This window comes from Sphingobacterium sp. UBA1897, assembly GCF_002337775.1.
Lineage (GTDB): Bacteria > Bacteroidota > Bacteroidia > Sphingobacteriales > Sphingobacteriaceae > Sphingobacterium > Sphingobacterium siyangense.
Genome location: NZ_DDGR01000023.1, coordinates 39,684 through 58,737 on the forward strand (window position 1 = coordinate 39,684; position 19,054 = coordinate 58,737).

The 19,054-nt window shown below is 39.6% G+C and carries 18 protein-coding genes and 3 tRNA genes; 17 read left to right on the forward strand and 4 right to left on the reverse strand.

The window, feature by feature from the left end; translation table 11 throughout:
* The first annotated feature begins 40 nt into the window (after window positions 1–40).
* Window positions 41–901: a shikimate dehydrogenase gene (aroE, locus tag B4N43_RS13540; RefSeq protein WP_145330133.1), complete on the forward strand. Its 861-nt coding sequence runs from the start codon at window positions 41–43 to the stop codon at window positions 899–901.
* 639 nt (window positions 902–1,540) lie between these two features.
* On the opposite strand, the gene B4N43_RS13545 is transcribed toward aroE, so the two are convergent.
* Window positions 1,541–1,614 (reverse strand) — tRNA-Ile (locus tag B4N43_RS13545).
* 89 nt (window positions 1,615–1,703) lie between these two features.
* On the opposite strand from B4N43_RS13545, the gene B4N43_RS13550 reads away from it, so the two are divergent.
* From B4N43_RS13550 to B4N43_RS13585, 8 genes are all read left to right on the forward strand, one after another.
* Entirely contained in the window at window positions 1,704–2,336 is a 633-nt protein-coding gene (locus B4N43_RS13550) for an HAD family hydrolase (RefSeq protein WP_175441966.1), read from the forward strand.
* Window positions 2,337–2,426: 90 nt separating this feature from the next.
* Window positions 2,427–2,621: a 30S ribosomal protein S21 gene (gene rpsU, locus B4N43_RS13555; protein WP_046672133.1), complete on the forward strand. Its 195-nt coding sequence runs from the start codon at window positions 2,427–2,429 to the stop codon at window positions 2,619–2,621.
* Window positions 2,622–2,722: 101 nt separating this feature from the next.
* Window positions 2,723–3,604, forward strand: a complete 882-nt coding sequence (locus B4N43_RS13560) for a tyrosine-type recombinase/integrase (protein ID WP_120336217.1) — start codon at window positions 2,723–2,725, stop codon at window positions 3,602–3,604.
* Between the two features lie 14 nt (window positions 3,605–3,618).
* Window positions 3,619–3,981: a ribosome hibernation-promoting factor, HPF/YfiA family gene (hpf, locus tag B4N43_RS13565; RefSeq protein WP_088162635.1), complete on the forward strand. Its 363-nt coding sequence runs from the start codon at window positions 3,619–3,621 to the stop codon at window positions 3,979–3,981.
* A 229-nt stretch (window positions 3,982–4,210) separates the two neighbouring features.
* Entirely contained in the window at window positions 4,211–4,603 is a 393-nt protein-coding gene (locus B4N43_RS13570; RefSeq protein WP_286735318.1) for a DUF6686 family protein, read from the forward strand.
* Window positions 4,604–4,977: 374 nt separating this feature from the next.
* On the forward strand, window positions 4,978–5,505 hold the full coding sequence (locus B4N43_RS13575; protein ID WP_075993930.1) for a ferritin: 528 nt from the start codon (window positions 4,978–4,980) through the stop codon (window positions 5,503–5,505).
* Between the two features lie 223 nt (window positions 5,506–5,728).
* Window positions 5,729–8,407, forward strand: coding sequence for a TonB-dependent receptor (locus B4N43_RS13580; RefSeq protein ID WP_286735320.1), 2,679 nt, complete (start codon window positions 5,729–5,731; stop codon window positions 8,405–8,407).
* A complete protein-coding gene (locus tag B4N43_RS13585) occupies window positions 8,404–9,375 on the forward strand; it encodes an NAD(P)H-quinone oxidoreductase (RefSeq protein WP_312460334.1) in 972 nt (323 codons plus the stop codon). Before B4N43_RS13580 ends, B4N43_RS13585 begins: the two co-directional genes overlap by 4 nt.
* Here the strand turns inward: B4N43_RS13585 and B4N43_RS13590 are convergent.
* Window positions 9,364–10,227, reverse strand: a complete 864-nt coding sequence (locus B4N43_RS13590) for an AraC family transcriptional regulator (RefSeq protein ID WP_286735321.1) — start codon at window positions 10,225–10,227, stop codon at window positions 9,364–9,366. The two genes, B4N43_RS13585 and B4N43_RS13590, sit on opposite strands and share 12 nt — an antisense overlap.
* A 144-nt stretch (window positions 10,228–10,371) precedes the next feature.
* Here B4N43_RS13590 and fucP point away from each other — a divergent pair, with 144 nt between their 5' ends.
* From fucP to B4N43_RS13630, 8 genes are all read left to right on the forward strand, one after another.
* Window positions 10,372–11,637 carry an L-fucose:H+ symporter permease gene (gene fucP / locus B4N43_RS13595; RefSeq protein ID WP_201669475.1) on the forward strand — a complete coding sequence of 422 codons (1,266 nt, stop codon included), beginning with the start codon at window positions 10,372–10,374 and terminating at the stop codon, window positions 11,635–11,637.
* A 10-nt stretch (window positions 11,638–11,647) separates the two neighbouring features.
* Window positions 11,648–11,980, forward strand: a complete 333-nt coding sequence (locus B4N43_RS13600) for an L-rhamnose mutarotase (protein ID WP_286735324.1) — start codon at window positions 11,648–11,650, stop codon at window positions 11,978–11,980.
* 2 nt (window positions 11,981–11,982) lie between these two features.
* Window positions 11,983–13,641 carry a UxaA family hydrolase gene (locus B4N43_RS13605; RefSeq protein ID WP_286735325.1) on the forward strand — a complete coding sequence of 553 codons (1,659 nt, stop codon included), beginning with the start codon at window positions 11,983–11,985 and terminating at the stop codon, window positions 13,639–13,641.
* Window positions 13,642–13,690: 49 nt separating this feature from the next.
* Window positions 13,691–15,004, forward strand: a complete 1,314-nt coding sequence (locus B4N43_RS13610) for an alpha-L-fucosidase (protein ID WP_286735326.1) — start codon at window positions 13,691–13,693, stop codon at window positions 15,002–15,004.
* 2 nt (window positions 15,005–15,006) lie between these two features.
* The gene (locus B4N43_RS13615) at window positions 15,007–15,771 is read left to right on the forward strand and encodes an SDR family NAD(P)-dependent oxidoreductase (RefSeq protein WP_286735327.1); all 765 of its coding nucleotides are present in this window, start codon (window positions 15,007–15,009) and stop codon (window positions 15,769–15,771) included.
* Between the two features lie 41 nt (window positions 15,772–15,812).
* On the forward strand, window positions 15,813–16,670 hold the full coding sequence (locus tag B4N43_RS13620) for a fumarylacetoacetate hydrolase family protein (RefSeq protein ID WP_120336222.1): 858 nt from the start codon (window positions 15,813–15,815) through the stop codon (window positions 16,668–16,670).
* 25 nt (window positions 16,671–16,695) lie between these two features.
* Window positions 16,696–17,523 carry an amidohydrolase family protein gene (locus tag B4N43_RS13625; RefSeq protein WP_286735328.1) on the forward strand — a complete coding sequence of 276 codons (828 nt, stop codon included), beginning with the start codon at window positions 16,696–16,698 and terminating at the stop codon, window positions 17,521–17,523.
* Between the two features lie 181 nt (window positions 17,524–17,704).
* On the forward strand, window positions 17,705–18,496 hold the full coding sequence (locus B4N43_RS13630; RefSeq protein WP_120336224.1) for an SDR family oxidoreductase: 792 nt from the start codon (window positions 17,705–17,707) through the stop codon (window positions 18,494–18,496).
* A 241-nt stretch (window positions 18,497–18,737) separates the two neighbouring features.
* On the opposite strand, the gene B4N43_RS13635 is transcribed toward B4N43_RS13630, so the two are convergent.
* Window positions 18,738–18,810, reverse strand: a tRNA-Phe gene (locus tag B4N43_RS13635).
* Between the two features lie 42 nt (window positions 18,811–18,852).
* A tRNA-Phe gene (locus B4N43_RS13640) sits at window positions 18,853–18,925 on the reverse strand.
* Between the last annotated feature and the right edge of the window lie 129 nt (window positions 18,926–19,054).

The following is a 19,054-nucleotide window of genomic DNA, read 5'->3' on the forward strand; positions in this document are numbered from 1 at the left end:
AAGATTTATCATTTTGTATCAATTACTTTATTTCACATTTATGCAAGATAACATTGATTTTTTGCCTTTTATTACGGGCTCTTTTGCCAAACCAGCTTCTGAGAATCCAACTGTAATGATGATTGAAGCAGCTTATAGATATCACAGTATCAACGCTCGTTATCTGAATTGCGAGGTTGAGCCTATGCATCTGGCAGATGCTATCAAAGGAGCAAAAGCCATGGGATGGATTGGTTTCAATTGTTCTATTCCACACAAAATAGCGGTCGTTCCATATCTTGATGAATTAGGAGGCTCTGCACGATTGATAGGTGCGGTTAATACTGTAGTTAGAAGGGGGGACCTTTGGATAGGTGAGAATACAGATGGAAAAGGATTTTTAAAAGCGCTAGAAATTATTGAAGATCCTAAGGACAAGTGTATTACAATATTTGGTGCTGGAGGAGCTGCTCGCGCAATTGCAGTTGAATTGGCGTTAGCGGGAGCCCATACAATTATTATTGTAAATAGGGACAAATCTAAAGGTGAAGAACTTGCCGATCTGATAAATAGTAATACTAAAACTAACGCGTTATTTAACTGTTGGGAAGGAAGGTATAAGATAAAATTATCAACGAATATTTTGATCAATGCAACTAGTGTAGGGCTGTTTCCCAATGTGGATCAAAAACTCGATATTGAATTTGATCTTATCGGAAAGGAGATGATTATCGCAGATGTTATACCCAATCCCCCAGATACTCATTTTATAAGAACCGCTCGAGAAAAGGGATGTAGCGTTTTAAATGGTCTTAGTATGCTCGTTAATCAAGGCAGAATAGCAATTAAATATTGGATGGATATGGACGTCGAGCCTTCTGTTATGCATTCAGCGTTGGCCAATGTTTTAAAAATACACTAATGATCAAATTTAAACGTGTAGATCATATACTCATAAGTGTTCCTTTAGGCGGGCTAGCTTCAGCGCAAAGGTTTTATGCTGAGATATTGCGTTTGAATCAAATCCTTGGTAATCATCCCAGGGGGGCTATTTGGTTTGAAATCGGAGATATCCAGCTTCATATTCGTGAAGAAAAGTACCATCAAACAAATTCTGATATACATCCTGCGTTTGAAGTTTTCGACTTATCCCATGCTAAATTATTTTTGAAGAATCAGAATATAATCGTAAAATACTCGTCCAAGATAGATGGTCGAGAACGATGTTTTTTTCGAGATCCATTCGGAAATAGGTTTGAATTGATCGAATATCTAAGGTGCTAATATAGTGTAAACTTTACAGAAAAGGTATTATTTCCACGTCGTAGGTACCATCTGATTTCTTGTGGTGTTCATAAACTTTTGCGCTGACGGTTGCTATAGTTTTTTCTTTAGCAGGTGAAAAATCCCGTTAGATATCTTTTTACGTGAAGTTCAATAAAAAACTATGCAAAACGGGCCGAAATGGTGTGATTCTCCTAGACCTTTACATCGTAGGAAAATGATGCGTAGAAACGAAAAAAGTCGCTTTTCTATATAGAAAAGCGACTTTTTTGTTCTGTGCTCCCACCTGGGCTCGAACCAGGGACCAAAAGATTATGAGTCTTCTACTCTAACCGACTGAGCTATAGGAGCAGGTCTTTTGTTTTGTCAATTTAAACAGCTGTTGTGCCGTTTTGACGATGCAATTATCGATATTTGTATCGATATTTCAAAATAATTCGATGGAAAAAATTAAAAATATTGTTCTTGATTATGGGAATGTGATCTTTATGATCGACTTTGTAAAATTGAAAGATGCTTTTACTCAGTTAGGTATAGAAAATGTTGATGCCGTATTTGGACATCATGGTCAAAGTGCACTTTTTGATAATTTTGATAAAGGAAAAATTGATTCGACGCAATTTCGTGAGGGGATAAGAGAATTAACCCAAAATCCAGCACTGACGGACGCACAGATTGATACGGCCTGGAACAGTTTACTGATCGGTGTACCACAGGGAAATCATGAGATTTTAGTCCAGTTGAAAGATCGATACCGTACCTTTTTGTTAAGTAACAACAATGCAATTCATTATGCCTATTGTATGAATGATATTCATGAGAAATATGGTGTTGCCGACAATGAAGGTTTTTTTGAAAAGACCTATTACTCTCATTTGGTAGGGATGCGCAAACCTGATGCGGAGATTTTTGAATTAGTCATGCAAGAGCAACAATTGGATCCGGCGGAGACTTTATTTATTGATGATAGTCCTCAACATCTGGCGACAGCAAAACAATTGGGTTGGCATACGGCATTGTGTACGAAGGAGAAACCGCTAAGAATTTTGTTGGAAGAATTCGAATTGTTATAAAAAATAATTTTGTTTTCCTTTTTAAAAATAAATAGCTTACCTTTGTCCCACTTTAAATTTAAAAGCGGCGAAAGGAGGTATATATAACGCATGATTATCGTAAATGTAAAAGAAGGAGAATCTTTAGATAGAGCATTGAAACGTTTCAAAAAGAAATTCGAAAAAACTGGAGTTTTAAGAGAGTTGCGTTCACGTCAAGCTTACGAAAAGAGATCTGTAACTCGTCGCATTCAAGTGAAAAAAGCGATTTACAAACAATCTTTGAATCAAGATGTAGCTAACTAATTGATTCGCTGAGAATTTTAAAATATAAAGGGAAAAGCAATGCTTTTCCCTTTTTTTTGTGCTTTTAAGTTTGTAATTTAAGCTATATAGCAAGGGAAAATATGTTGGAAAAGGAGTTTATTCGGTTTTTGCAGATTGAAAAAAGGTATTCAGAACATACGGTTATTGCCTATAAGCATGAGCTGGAGATGTTCCAGTCTTTTTTGGATCGTGAGGGACTGACTGTGCAGGATATCGTATACCGTGATTTACGTCATTATTTCGCGCAAATGGTAGAGTCCGGAAAAAATGCAAGTTCAGTCAACCGGAGTATGTCTTCAATGCGAACTTATTTTAAATTTTTGCAAAGAGAAGAGTGTATCGCGAAAAATCCCATGACGCTCATTAAAGCGTTAAAAACTGCTAAAAAACTACCTGTAGTCGTTGAAAAGGAAAAGCTGGTGCGTTTATTGGATCAAATGGAACAGGAGCAGGATGGATTTGAATCCTGTCGCGATTATATGGTTATGGAATTGTTGTTCGGTACCGGGATTCGTTTGGCCGAATTGTTGAAAATTAAGGAGCAGGATATCGATTTTTTTAATAAAAATATTCTTATATTAGGTAAAAGGAACAAAGAACGCTTGGTTCCGATCAATAATCTTTTATTGAAAGAATTGAAAAACTATTTGCAACAAAAGGCGACGCAATTTGTTGATACTAATAACAGCTTACTAATCGTTACGAAAGAAGGAAAGCCGGCATATGCCAAGCTGATCTATGATATTGTACATCGGCAATTGACGCTGATTTCTACTCAAGGTAAGAGAAGTCCTCATATTTTGAGACATACTTTCGCAACGGCCCTGTTGGACAATGGGGCGGATTTAAATGCAATTAAAGAGCTGCTGGGGCATGCAGGGCTTGCGGCAACACAAGTGTACACGCATAACTCAGCAGAACGATTGAAGTCAATTTATAAACAAGCTCATCCAAAAGCTTAAAAAAAGGAGGAAAAATGAACATTACTGTGCAATCCATTCGATTTACTGCTGATCAAAAGCTAATCGAGTTTATCAAAAAGAAAACAGGAAAATTGGAGCAGTTTTTGGATTCCATTATTGGGGGCGAATGCTACCTGCGATTGGAAAATGTCGATGATGAGGCAAATAAAATTTCAGAAATTAAATTGAATATCCCGGGAAGCCAGCTTTTTGCGAAAGGGCAAGCGAAAAGCTTTGAGGAGGCGACAGATATTGCTGTAGAATCCTTGCGTAGACAGATTAACAAACATAAAACAAAGACGAAAAATACAGTTATCAATGGGCGTAATGAAGTTCTTGCCGTAGAGGAAGAAGAAGAGGAAGAAGAATACGATTAATAACTATTAAAATATAGAAATACATACAGGAGGTCAGTTGCTACTGACCTCCTTTTTTGTGGTGATTGGTCAGAAAAAAACGTCAGTCGGTTTTCAAAATTTGGAGCGTGCGAAATTAGGAAGGATTTATTTTGCATGAGTTGTTGGTAGGCTTATTTATATTAAATCAAAATAATCTTCTGTTTTACTTGGATTGATTATAAATAATATTTATTTTTGATCGATTTAAATGATAAGGGAAATAGAAATGTCAGAATTGGTTTGTCCGTTAGCAAATGTTGAGGAAGTTTTTTCAACCACAGCGGGTACAGTCTATCAATGTAGCCGCAAAAATTGTTTCTGGTTGGAATATAATAATGAAACAACCTCTTTCTCGGTATCGGATTTTTTGAAGTTTAAGAAACGTATCGATGCGATTGATGTTGAGCACATGCTTCACGATACAACACGTTCATCGGATTTTGAAATCATCATGCCTTTCCGTACGGAAAGATGTTTCATCTTAGCTGTAGAGGAAGTACTTCAGTTGCGCGAATTGTTAGATGGCGCTAAATTTATGATGGAACTGAATAGCGTCGTTAGAACTTGTTTGCAGGTTTCGCCATTTGCAGTTTTTGCATAAGGCTATACATATAAACGAATTGAAAAAAGCGGTGTACGTCTGTGATGTACACCGCTTTTTGTTTGGAAAGACCTTATTTAATTTTAATTTAAATAAGTGTCAATGAGGCCGTCCTCTGGTTTTATTGACATTCAATGATTTTTAGGCCTTTAAGCCACTTATTGTTTTAATTTATCGCTTATTGAAAGTATCAATATTACGTATTTGTAATTGTATTGATTCTAAACAAGTTGCGGTTTCCATGTCTAATTTAGACTGAATTTGTATTGCATATTCTTGATACAGATTTTGAAGATCTACTGTATCTTTGTAGTGTAATAAGGTGATAATGTGTTTCACCTGTTGATATTTTAGAAATTAAACTTAAGGTAAATATGAAAGATTTATTGAAATTAAAATCTTCTTTGAAAGAAGAGATCGAAAATATATTGAATGCACAAATTAAAGTTGAAGCTCATTCTTCAGCCTTATATTTGGCAATGTCTTCATGGTGTGATGATCAAGGTTTGGAAAATGCTTCAGAATTTTTTGCGAAGCAATCCAACGAAGAGCGTGAGCACATGTTGAAGCTTTTCAATTATATCAACAACCGCGGTGGTCGTGCAATTTCTCCGGAAGTTACAGGTATCCCTCAAGATTTTGAATCGTTCCGTGGCGTTTTTGAACAAACATTGGAACAAGAGATGTTTGTTACTGAACAGTTCAACAACATCGCCGATAAATGTGCTAAAGCGAAGGATTATGTTACTTTTAATTTTGTACAATGGTTCTTGGAAGAGCAAGTAGAAGAGGAGTTTGTTGCAAGACGTATCCTTGAGTTGTTCGATGTGATTGGTGAAGACGGTACTGGTCGTTGGGAAATTGACAAACACCTCGTTAAGGTTGCCTTTGCGGGTGAATAATAAATTGTAAAAAATAGTGTAAAAAACGAGCTGTTGAGAAAACAGCTCGTTTTTTTATATACAAAATCACAACTTTTTACGTTAATAGCTTAAGAATTCTTATATTGAATTGTATTATTGCAAAGTCTATTTGATGGAACTAAGGGGCGGGAATATTATCCGGTTAGTACTTTTTTTAGCTATAACGAACTTGTTTTTTTTACCCAAAAGCGCTTTAGGGCAGGTGTCAAAAAAAGAAGTTTATGGAATTGTTGTAGATACTGCAGGAAGGCCCTTAAATGGCGTCAGTGTTCATCTGACGAGTTCTCGCGATACCTTGTTCTCATCCACTTCCGCAACAGGTTATTTTCATTTTAGTCGTGTACTCGGTAATGATATTCGTATTAGCTGTAGCCAGCTGGGCTTAAGTATATTGGAGCGTAGTTATCCGTTATATAATAGCACGACAGCTAAATTGGATGTCGGAAAATTGACCATGTTTCCCCATGTATCTCTTTTAAAAGAAGTTGTTGTACTGAAATATAAACCCATTGTATATAAGCAGGATACTGTTCAATTTAACCTAGATGCCTTTCAATTTGATCGTCGGGCACTCTTAGAAGAGGCTCTTAAAGCATTGCCCAATATACAGGTCTCCCGTGATGGTTCTGTCTATGCCTTCGGTAAGCCCATATCCTCTGTTAAGGTGGATGGAAAAAAATTTTTTGGTGGCGATGTGCTCACTGCTACACGTAATCTTCCTGCAGATTTTGTGAAAAGTGTACAGGTTATTGATTTTTATGGTGATGAGGCGACCGCAAAAGGAATTAAAAGTGCTGAATCCGAAAAAGTCCTGAATATCGTGCTCAAAGATGATAAGAAGAAAATTACTTTTGGTCAAGCTACGCTTGGCGGTGGTTCGGTAGATCGTTATTTGGGGAGTGCTGGGCTGAATCGTTTCAATGACGGTAAAGAGTACTCTGTTATCGCATCGGTGAATAATACGAATACCAATCTCTTTTCTTTCGGCTCTCCCAATGGAGGGGAGCGGGAACGGGAAATGGGCGAGCTAGCCGACTTTGCGGATCCAACGGATGGGGTCAATAAAATCGGATCTGTCGGGGGGAGTTTCTCTAGTCCACTTTCTAAAACGGTAACAGCAAGCGGTAAATATTCCTTTACGCAGCGCAATAATTATATCCAGGGAAATTCCTTATTACAATCGATATATGGATACGGCAAAGCAGCGAATAATTTGATTAGTAATTATGAAGACTACAAGATAAAATCAATCGATCGTATACATAAAATGGACTGGGATTTTGATATGAAGCTGTCGCCCAAAGATCAGCTTAAAATATCACCCAAACTATCTTGGACCAATTCGACCAGCAATACGTTAAAAGATAGAAGGATTCAAAATAATCGGTTGAGCAGTACGGGAAACTATGGCGCGGCCAATAGTACAGAAAGTCCTGCAGCGGCTTTAGATCTTTTTTACGTGCGAAGTTTTACTAAACCGGGGCGGAAAGTACTTTATACATTGCATACGGATTTTAATTCCCTGGATAAAGATGAGGAAGTGCGCGATTTTAATAGAGCGATCGACAGTAGCACGAATGTGCCAAAAATAACAGAGACTTATCTGAATCAAATGGTCCATTCCAGCAATGAAAATAAAAATATCCAAAGTCGGTTGTCGTTGGTGGAGCCTGTTGATTTAGGTGGTACCTTGGAGATTAATTACGATTTCGACTATACCAAAATTGATGCTCGCCGCTCCACTTTTGATAATAACAATAATTTTAACAACGGCCCCATACTGGTAGACTCCCTCAGTTTGAAGTACGACTATTCCTTTGCTAGCAATAAAGTCGGCATGATTTATCGGCAAGATTTAAGCGAGAAAGTGAAAGTGAACTTCGGTTTTGCTGTTCAGCCTTCCGAATTAACGGGAAGTTCAACGGACAAACTGATAAAAACCTCCTATTCAAATGTTAACCTCGTGCCTTCTGCTGGATTGAAATGGAAGTTTACCAAAGAAGAGGATCTTTCCATGGACTATTATGGACGTAATAACCAGCCTAGCTTCTATCAGATACAGCCTGTGGTGGATAATACCAACACACAAAATATTGTGATCGGAAATAAGGATTTGAAATCCGAATTTGCACATAGTATTGTTTCAAAGTATCGGAAGTCCATTACACGAAGAGGGCAATATTTAGAAGCGAGTCTGGCTTTTAATTTGGTAAATGACAAGATTGTAGCAAACCGGACAATTGAACCTAATTCAACGATACAGAAAACGACCTATCGCAATACAGAAGGTTATTATGATATTAAGAGCTATTATTTGTTTACAGCTTCTTTATTGTCGGATAATTTGCAGATGAGCTTGAATGGTAATGCAGATTATTACAATAATATTTCCTATGTCAATGATAAAAAGAGCTTTGGTGGACACTTTTTGTTAACACAGGCTCTTCAATTCCGCTATACCTGGAGTGATATCTTTGAAGCCGAATTAAATGGAAACTATTCTTTAAACAGGGCGACATTTGACTGGCCTGTACAAGATAATATCACGGCACATTCAGGGATTGTTGGGTTGGGATCTAAAGCTTATTTAGGGAAACATTTTACCATGGGACTTGAGCTTTCTCAAAAATTTAATGCGGGTTATTCGAGCTCATGGAACAATATTAATCCGACGATAATCAATGCCTATATGGAATATACTTTTGGAAGGAATAACTTGGGGATGTTGAGATTTCAGGGATTCGATCTGATGAATCAGAATACTGGTATTTCACGTGCCGTGGTGGGAAATGATATTTTAGATGTTCGGAACAATCGTCTGGCTCGTTATTTTATGCTTTCGCTGAATATAAGGTTACAGAAATACCCAAAAAAATCATGATGAAAGCCGTCATTATTACTGAACCGGGGGGACCGGAAGTTTTGGAAGTCCGCGATGTGGAGATGCCGCAGATCGGTGAACTTGAAGTTTTGGTGGAAGTAAAGGCTGCAGGAGTGAATAGACCTGATGTCTTTCAGCGTAAAGGTAACTATCCGGCACCAGCCGGTGTAGATGGGCGAATACCGGGCTTGGAAATAGCAGGGATTGTAGTCGCTAAAGGGAAGGATGTGGTCGATTGGGCTATTGGTGATCGTGTATGTGCGCTTGTTGCCGGTGGTGGCTATGCTTCCTATGCGAAAGTCTATCAGGGACATTGTTTACCTATTCCCGACCATTTGGGTTTTGCGGAGGCAGCCTCACTGCCCGAGACCGTTTTTACGGTCTGGGATAATGTCTTTCGAAGGGGTAAGTTGCAGGCCGACGATCATTTTTTGGTGCACGGTGGTGCTGGAGGGATTGGCAGTGCGGCCATTCAGTTAGCGACCTTGTTTGGTGCGGTAGTATATACGACAGTCAGCTCATCTGAAAAGGCTAGCTTTTGTAAATCATTGGGAGCCAGTAAAACAATAAATTATAAAACGGAGGATTTTCTGGAGGCGCTGAAGCCTTTGGGAGTTGATGTTATTTTAGATAGTATTGGCGGATCATATTTTGAGAAAAATATCAATCTATTGAACCCTGATGGTCGATTGGTTTACATTAATGCGATGGAAAGCGCAAGAGTCGAGTTAAACTTGCTCAAATTAATGCAGAAACGGATTGTTTTAACGGGAAGTACGCTGCGGGCGAGAGACCGTGAATTTAAGCAAGTGCTACGGGATGATATTTGGTCTCAAGTATGGCCGAAGCTCAGCGTTGGCGATTTCAAACCTACTTTATACCGTGTGCTTCCTTTTGCGGAGGCTGCTGAAGCCCATCGATTGATGGAAGATTCAAGCTTATTGGGTAAAATTGTCTTAAGTTTTTGATCGCTGAAAGCTGAGCGGTGTAGTGCCAGTTACATTTTTGAAGTATTTATGGAAGCTCGAAAAGTTTTGAAAACCTGATTCAAAGCAGATCTGCTTCACCATCTGTTTGTTTTCTATTAATAAATTGCAGGCTGTCTTCACACGCATTTCGATCAGAAACTGAAAGAGTGTTTTTCCGATTTGTGATTTGAAATAGCGGCAGAACGAATTGGGGGTCATTCCCGTTAGGGAAGCAAGTTCCTGCAGTCGTATCTGGTCGCGATAATTTTCACCGATATATTGCATGGCAATCTGCATTCGGTTGGCGTCCTGATCTTGCAGCTGGATGGTAAAAGTGGGGCTCGTTAACAGATCATGTTGTTCTTCGGCCGAAATAAATTGTAAGATTTCTAATAAATGAATAATACGTGTGGTACCTGTTGCTGCCAAGATAGCGTCAATTAATTGCACAGTTTTTAGTCGGCTGCTCTCCAATAATGAAATCCCTCTTTTGGATACACGTGTAAGGTCTTTGATGGATTTATTTTCAGGTAAATTAATGAAATCATTTCCCCAAAAGTTTTCCTTAAAATGAATTACACGAATATCTGCGCTTTCTGCTTCTTCCTCTTGAAGATAAATCTCGTCAAATAACCAATAGTGAGGCAGGTTTGAACCAACAAGGGTAATATCGCCTGATTCAAAGCGGCGGACACTATCGCCAATAAATTGGGTGCCTGAGCCTTTGGCAAAATATATTAATTCCAGTTCTTCATGGTAATGCCAAAGATTATGGTATTGGGGCGTATTGTCTCTTCTCGCGTTGAACGAATGCTCAAGATTGCTATTTAAATGAAGCAGTTGTGCTTTCATAATTATGAAATATATGCAGTAAAGTTACATAATTCAGTTTAGCTATGGTAATATAGCTTAATAATTTGATAATATACTTGAATATTGTCTAGCATTTTTAAGCTTATTTTACATTAAATAACTATTTATAACCATTTGAAAAATATGACGAATAAAAAGAGTTACGCATTTGCCTTGATTTTGGTGACATCCTTGTTCTTTTTTTGGGGATTTATTCATAACCTTGATCCAATCTTAATTCCGCATTTGAGGAATGCGTTTAGTTTATCCCATTTTCAGGCTTCCTTAGTCGATTCGGCTGTATTTATCGCTTATTTTGTGATGGCGATTCCTGCTGGAATTATCATGAAAAAATATGGCTATAAAGCCGGTATTTTGATCGGATTGATCTTTTTTGCCATTGGCTGTTTTCTTTTTGTACCTGCGGCCAATACGATAAGTTATGTTTTCTTTTTGGGGGCTTTGTTCGTTGTAGCCTGTGGTCTTACCATTCTGGAAACTGCTGCAAATCCGTATGTAGCGATTTTGGGAGATCCAGCTTCGTCGGCACAGCGACTTAATTTTGCGCAGTCCTTTAATGGGTTAGCAGCCTTTGTTGCTCCGATTTTTGGGGGAAAATTTATTTTATCCCATGAACCCAAATCACAGGAAGAACTGGCGCAAATGGCTGAGCAGGCAAAGATGGCGTATATTCAGTCGGAAACAGCTGCTGTGAAATTGCCTTATGTGGTACTAGGGATATTGATCTTATTGATTGCTGCGTTGTTTTTCTTTACCAGATTGCCTGATATCAAAGATGCTGAGGAAGAAGGTAGAGCCGGTTTTTTCCACGCGTTGCGTCATAAAAATGTGCGTTGGGCAGTGGTGGCTCAATTTTTCTATGTCGGAGCGCAAGTTTGTATTTTAAGTTTCCTCGTATTATATGCAACAGAAGCTGCCGGAATATCGGGTAAGGATGGTGCCGATTATGCTGGGTTCGCTGGATTGGCTTTTATGTTGGGCCGGTTTATCGGTACATTTTTTATGCGTTTTGTATCAGCATCCAAGCTTCTGATCATCTATTCCGCTATAGCGATCGTTCTATCCCTATTTGTCATCTTCGGATCAGGTATTCAGACCCTATATGCGCTGATTGGCATTGCGTTTTTTATGTCCATTATGTTTCCAACAATATTTGCGTTTGGTGTACAAGGTATCGGTGCCGATACGAAATCTGCTTCTAGTTTGATCGTCATGTCTATTGTTGGCGGCGCTTTATTGCCTCCAATATTAGGTTTTATCTCCGATAAAACGGGACATTTCCAATATGGCTATTTTGTACCATTGGTTTGTTTTATTGTTGTCTTGTTGTTTGCTTTCCAAAATAGAAATGTCAGTATTGCGGAAACGGAAAATCTTAAATCACATTAATTAGTTAGTAATGAAAAGATATGTCATGGCCTTGGATCTTGTGGACGATCCACAATTGATCAAGGAATATGAGGATTACCACCGCGAAGTGTGGCCGGAAATAAAACGCTCGATTCTGGATACAGGTATTCTGCAGATGGAGATCTATCGTTTTGAAAATAGATTGTTTATGAACATGGAGGTGGGTGAAGATTTTTCATTTGAGAAAAAATCAGCTATGGATGCTGCTAATGAAAAAGTTCAGGAATGGGAACAGCTGATGTGGAAATATCAGGCGGCTATTCCGGGGGCAAAGCCAGGAGAGAAATGGGTAATGATGACAAAAATATTTGAATTAGTATAATTATGGCTATACAGCGCTATTTACAGATCCATCCAATGGATAATGTCCTTGTTGCATTACAGGACTTGGCTGAGGGAACAACGATTGTTTTTGAAGGTAAGGAATTTACATTAAAGCAAGCTGTTGCTGCCAAACATAAATTCACGATCCAGCCAATGGAACAAGATACAGAGATATTGATGTATGGTGTTCTGGTAGGGAAATTGAATACTCCCTTAGCTGAAGGGGAACTTATTACCACCGAAAACTTGCGCCATGCATCGGAAGATTTTAGAATGGGCAACCGTAAGACAGCTTGGACAAAACCTGATGTTGCTGCATTTAAAGATAAAACGTTCAATGGATTTCATCGTTCAAATGGGACTGTTGGAACGGCCAATTACTGGTTGGTTATTCCATTAGTTTTTTGTGAAAACAGAAATGTATTGACCTTGAAGGCTGCATTTGAGGAAAAGCTGGGCTATAAAGTAAAAGCGAATAATTACATCTCTGAAGTAGAAGATCTCATCGGCTTATATAAGTCCGGTGCTGATGTAAATGCGATCCTTAGTCAGGATCTACTTGCTAATTCGACTTCTAGTGAGCAGGAACGCCTATTCAAAAATGTCGATGGAATCAAGTTTTTGAATCATGAGATGGGATGCGGTGGAACGCGTATGGATTCGGATGCTTTATGCGGTCTTTTGGCTGGCTATATTACCCATCCGAATGTTGCGGGGGCAACCGTATTGAGTTTAGGATGTCAGCATGCGCAGGCTTCTATTCTGAAGGCGGAAATTGAAAAGCGAAGCCCGGGTTTTGATCGCCCGCTATATATTTTCGAGCAGCAGAAAGAAGGAACTGAAAAGGAACTTATGCAAAAGGCTATTAAGGCAACTTTTGCGGGGATGATGCAAGCTGATAAAAATGAGCGCAAACCAGCCACATTGGACAAATTGTGTATTGGACTGGAATGTGGTGGCTCGGACGGATTCTCGGGTATCTCTGCCAATCCTGCGCTCGGTTTTGTGTCGGATATTTTGGTGACTTTAGGCGGATCGGTGATTCTGGCGGAGTTCCCTGAATTATGTGGCGTAGAACAGGAGTTGAGTGATCGTTGTATCGATGAGCCAACTGCGGAACGTTTTATGTCGCTGATGCGTACTTATAATGCAAAAGCCGAAGCTGATGGCTCGGGTTTCTATATGAATCCTTCTCCGGGAAATATTCGTGATGGCTTAATTACTGACGCGATTAAGTCTGCAGGGGCAGCCAAAAAAGGAGGAACCTCACCTGTTGCAGCGGTGATTGATTATCCTGAATTGGCCAACGGTCCGGGGTTAAACTTACTATGTACTCCTGGCAATGATGTGGAAAGTACCACTGCAGAGGTGGCCGCAGGTGCCAATATCGTCTTGTTTACGACGGGCCTAGGTACACCTACAGGTAACCCGATTACACCGGTTGTGAAACTTTCAACAAATACCAAAACTTTTGAGAAAATGCCCGATATCCTGGATCTGAACTGTGGTACCATTATCGAAGGTACAGAGACTATTGAGGAGGCTGCACACCGTATTTTGGATTATGTGATAGAAGTTGCTTCGGGTGAAATTAAACCCAAGGCGGTATTGTTGGGGCAAGACGATTTCATTCCATGGCGCAGAGGTGTTTCATTGTAGTTGAGTATAATGAATTTATTGAAAATCCATGACAACTAATTATTTACATATGAAACTTAAACATGTAATCTGTGGTTTGGCCTTGCTGATGGGATCCATATCCGCGAGCTATAGCCAGCAACATTATCAACCGAGTCCCGAAAATCTAAAAAATAGGGAATGGTTTGAACAATCTCGGTTTGGAGTTTTTATCCATTGGGGGGTATATAGTGTGCTGGGGGATGGTGAATGGGTCATGAACAACCAAAATATCAGTTTGGATGAATATGCATTGCTGCCTAAATTTTTCAATCCAATTTCCTTCAATGCGAAAGAATGGGCGAAGTTATTTAAACAAGCCGGAGCAAAGTATATCACCTTTACCACAAGACATCATGATGGGTTTTCGATGTGGGATAGCCAGATTTCGGATTATAACGTGGTGAAGAAATCGCCCTTCAAACGCGATATTGTGAAAGAGTTGGTGGAAGCTTGCCATGCTGAAGGGATAAAAGTGATGTTCTACTATTCACTTTTAGATTGGCACCGGGATGATTATTTACCCGTTGGTAAAACGGGCGGCGGCATTGCGGGCCGCGATTCAACAAAAGGGGATTGGAATCATTATGTCCAGTTTATGAAAAGCCAATTAACGGAGCTGTTGAGCAATTATGGCAACATCGATGGGATTTGGTTTGATGGTCATTGGGACAAGCCCAATGAAGATTGGCATTTCAAAGAAATCTATGAATTGATTCATAAGTTACAGCCGCAATGTTTGGTCGGTAACAATCACCATTTGGCACCATTTGAAGGTGAAGATTTTCAGATGTTCGAACGTGATTTACCTGGGGAGAATACCACTGGGTTCGGCACGAAAGCGCATGATGTTGGGAAATTGCCGAAGGAAGTATGTGGAACAATTGCAGGATCGTGGGGATTTGAGCTGAAAGATCGGACACGAAAATCATTTCAGGAAGTGTTGAAATACCTGGTCAAGGCAGCTGGTCATGGTTCCAATTTATTGCTCAATGTAGGTCCGATGCCGAACGGTGAGATTCAGGACTATCAACAGGAGCGTTTGAAAGAACTTGGAAAATGGCTATCGGTGTATGGTGAAACAATCTATGGAACAGAGGGGGGAGCGGTGTCGCCAACAGACGATTATGCGTTGACAAAAAAAGGAAATCAGGTGTATCTACATGTGTTTAAAACGGATAAAAAGGAATTGTTGATCAATAACCTGCCTTATCAGGTGAAAAAAGTAAGCACATTTATCGGAAAGAAAGAGATTAAGTTTAGTCATAAGAACAATAGTCTACGCGTGGATTTGCCAACATCGACAGATGAAGCAGATTTGGTATTGACATTAACAATTAAATAACAATGGGAAAATTAGAACAAAAAGTAGCTGTAATTACCGGTGGTGGTAGTGGGATAGGCCGTGCGATCAGTCTGCAATTTGCTGCAGAAGGAGCAAAAGTTCATATTCTGGATTTGAATGAAGACGGTGGTAATGCTGTGGTTGATGAGATCTCGGCTTTGGGTGGTCAGGCTGTGTTTAATCGTTGTAATGTAACTGACCAGCAAGAAATTACTGCTATAGCACAAAATATCGGAAAAATTGATATTTTAGTAAATAATGCAGGTATTGCTCATGTTGGTAATTTGGAAAATTGTCAATCAGAAGATTTTGAGCGTGTTTTTAATGTGAATGTTAAGGGCGCTTATAATGCATTGCATGCTATCGTGCCGATGATGAAAGCGCAGGGTTCTGGAGCAATCCTTAATCTAGCATCCATCGCTGCATGGGTTGGTATCACGGATCGTTTTGCTTATTCGATGAGCAAAGGTGCTATTTACGCGATGTCAATGTCTGTTGCAAGGGATTACATGGCATACGGTATTCGTTGCAATAGCATTTCGCCTGCACGTGTACATACGCCATTTGTGGATGGATTTATCGCAAAAAACTATCCTGGAAAAGAGGAAGAAATGTTTGAAAAATTATCAGCAAGCCAGCCAATAGGCCGCATGGCACAACCGGAGGAAATTGCCAAATTAGCACTTTTCCTGTGTAGTGATGACGCGGGCTTTATCACTGGAAATGACTATCCAATTGATGGTGGTTTTATTAAATTGAACAATTAAAAAGCTAAAAATAAAATATCTATTATCTCAATACTATAAAAATGAAATTAATACGTTTTGGAGCTCAAGGCAAAGAGAAAATCGGTGTTCAGATCGATGGTGTAAATTACGATGTAAGCGCATTTGGTGGTGATTACAATGAGCAATTCTTTGCTGAGGATGGTGTAGCTCGTTTAGAAGAATTTGTGAAGGCAAATGAAGGTAAGTTGATTGAAGTTCCTCAAGGCGAGCGTGTCGGAGCACCTTTTGCCCGCCCATCCAAAATTGTTTGTATTGGATTGAACTATTTAGACCATGCAAAGGAGACCAATGCACCTATTCCTGCTGAACCGATCATCTTTATGAAATCGACCACTTCGTTGGTAGGTCCATACGATAATGTGATGATTCCTAAAGATTCTCTAAAAACAGATTGGGAAGTGGAATTCTGTATCGTGATCGGTAAAAAAGCCTCTTATGTAGAAGAGCATGAGGCCTTAGATTATGTGGTTGGTTATGTGTTGCACAATGATGTTTCCGAACGTGAGTATCAGTTGGAACGTGGCGGTACCTGGGATAAAGGAAAAGGATGTGATACTTTCGCACCAATGGGACCCTTCATGGCGACAAAAGAAGAAATCAAAGATATCAACAATGTGCGTCTATGGTTAAAGGTAAACGGAAAAACTTATCAGGATGGCAATACCAAGGATTTGATCTTTTCGGTAGCACATGTGGTATCATATGTGTCTAAATTTATGACCTTGTTGCCTGGCGACGTTATTTCAACAGGTACACCTGCAGGTGTTGGGTTAGGATTTAATCCACCGATTTACTTGAAGCCTGGCGATGTTATCGAGTTAGGAGCAGATGGTCTTGGGGAGTCCCGTCAGACTGTTGTAGCGTATTCAAAAAATTAATTGCTCATCAGGTTTTCATTTCATTATGCGTATAGATACCCATCAGCATTTCTGGAAATTCGACCCAATTAGAGATAGTTGGATTACCGAAGAAATGCAGGTCATAAAACGTGATTTCAGCCCTTTAGATATTCAGTTTGTGCTTGAACGAAATGGATTCGGAGGGAGTGTTGCTGTTCAGGCAGATCAATCCAAAGAAGAGACTGCTTATTTGGTTCAGCTGGCTAATGATTATCCTTTTATTAAAGGCGTTGTGGGCTGGATTGATCTTCAAGCAGCAGATATTCGACAACAGTTGGATAGCTATCAGTCAGATACGGTCATCAAAGGATTTCGTCACATTGTTGAAGGAGAAGCGGATCCTGATTTTCTTATCCGCCCTGCCATACTAAATGGACTGAAGGCATTGGCAGATTATGGTTATACTTATGATCTGCTCATCCGTCCACGTCATTATGCAGCAACACTGGATTGTGTGCAGCAAAATCCAAATCTACAATTTGTGTTGGATCATATTGCCAAACCGCCAATCAAGTCGAAGGCATTTGATGAGTGGGCCACGTTTATCGATGCGCTAGCTGCTCTTCCGAATGTCGTATGTAAAGTTTCTGGACTTGCCACAGAGGCCGATTGGGAAGGATGGAAGCTTGATGATTTTAAACAATATCTGGAGCATATCTTTGCACGTTTTGGAAAGGAGCGCATTATGTACGGGTCAGATTGGCCTGTATGTCTATTGGCGGCATCTTACGAAGAAAGTATTGCCATAGTTGAAGATAAACTAGGGCAATTTACAGCTGCAGAGAAGAACGCATTTTGGGCAGAGAACGCTATACGCGTGTATAATCTTTAAAAAGAAAAACTTCAGCATGTTATGAAAGGGAAAAATAGCATGCTGAAGTTTTTTATTGGCCATGAAGCCGGATAAATGGGCTGAATAAAGTCAATATAAAATTAATCAATAACCATAGAACGAGTTCATTGTTGCGATTGTTAATCACAATCAATGAAACAAACCATTCAATAAAAGTATTATGGATCTTCATTTAAGAGATAAAGTTGTTATTGTTACCGGCGGAGCAAAAGGAATCGGGCGGGCCGTAGTTCATGCGTTAGCTAAAGAACAGGCTATTCCGGTCATTGTTGGCCGTAAACAGGCGGATAATGAAAAAGTCAAGGAAGAAATCAAGCAATTTGGTGTGGATGCACTCTGTATTGAGGCGGAGTTATCTAAACCCGAAGATTGTGAAAGAGCCGTCCAGAAAACATTGGAAGTATATGGCCGTATCGATGGTTTGGTGAATAATGCCGGACAAAATGATGGTGTCGGATTAGCTTCAGGTAATTATGAAAAATTTGTTGCTTCTCTGCATAAGAACTTAATTCACTACTATCTGATGGCACACCACGCTTTGGATGCATTGAAAGCTTCTAAGGGCAGTATTGTGAATATTTCGTCCAAAACTGGCGAAACAGGACAGGGAAATACCTCGGCTTATGCGGCATCCAATGGTGGACGTAATGCGCTTACACGCGAGTGGGCTGTAGAATTGTTGCCTTACTCGATTCGTGTAAATGCCATTATCGTAGCAGAATGTGCCACTCCGCAATACGATACCTGGATTCAAACCTTATCAAATCCGGAGGAGACCTTGAAGAAAATTACGGATCGCATTCCATTGGAGCATCGCATGACGACAGCAGAAGAAATCGCCGATACAACAGTCTTTTTGCTGTCTAACAAGTCAAGTCATACAACTGGCCAATTGATACATGTGGACGGTGGCTATGTGCATCTGGATCGCTCTATTATTGCTGAATCGTAGCAGAGCAGCGATTGGATTTTGGAAAATAAACTTGTGTGGTTTTTAAAGTGACAACTCCGGTTCATTTCCAAAATCCATGATCGTTTTTTGATATTGTCCTTCAATCAATGAAAACATCGCCCATCGAAATCGAGTAGTAGGGATATGGTACATGTTCTACACAGCAGAGGTGAAGGGGAAGTTGTATGAAATGCAGTTAGCTAAAACAAAAAAAGCCTGTTCAATGAACAAGCTTTTTTTGTGGTGCCACCTGGGTTCGAACCAGGGACACAAGGATTTTCAGTCCTTTGCTCTACCAGCTGAGCTATGGCACCAGTTGACCTTTTATTTAAATCTGTGATCATCAGATTGAAGCGTGGTGCCACCTGGGTTCGAACCAGGGACACAAGGATTTTCAGTCCTTTGCTCTACCAGCTGAGCTATGGCACCGCTTTTTTGCTATGGGTTTGTTCCCCTATTGCGATGCAAATATAGTCCGATAATTTGAATTCTAAAACTTTTATGCAGATTATTTTCGTACTTTTTTCGAACGTGTTGATTTTGATCGAGATAAAATTA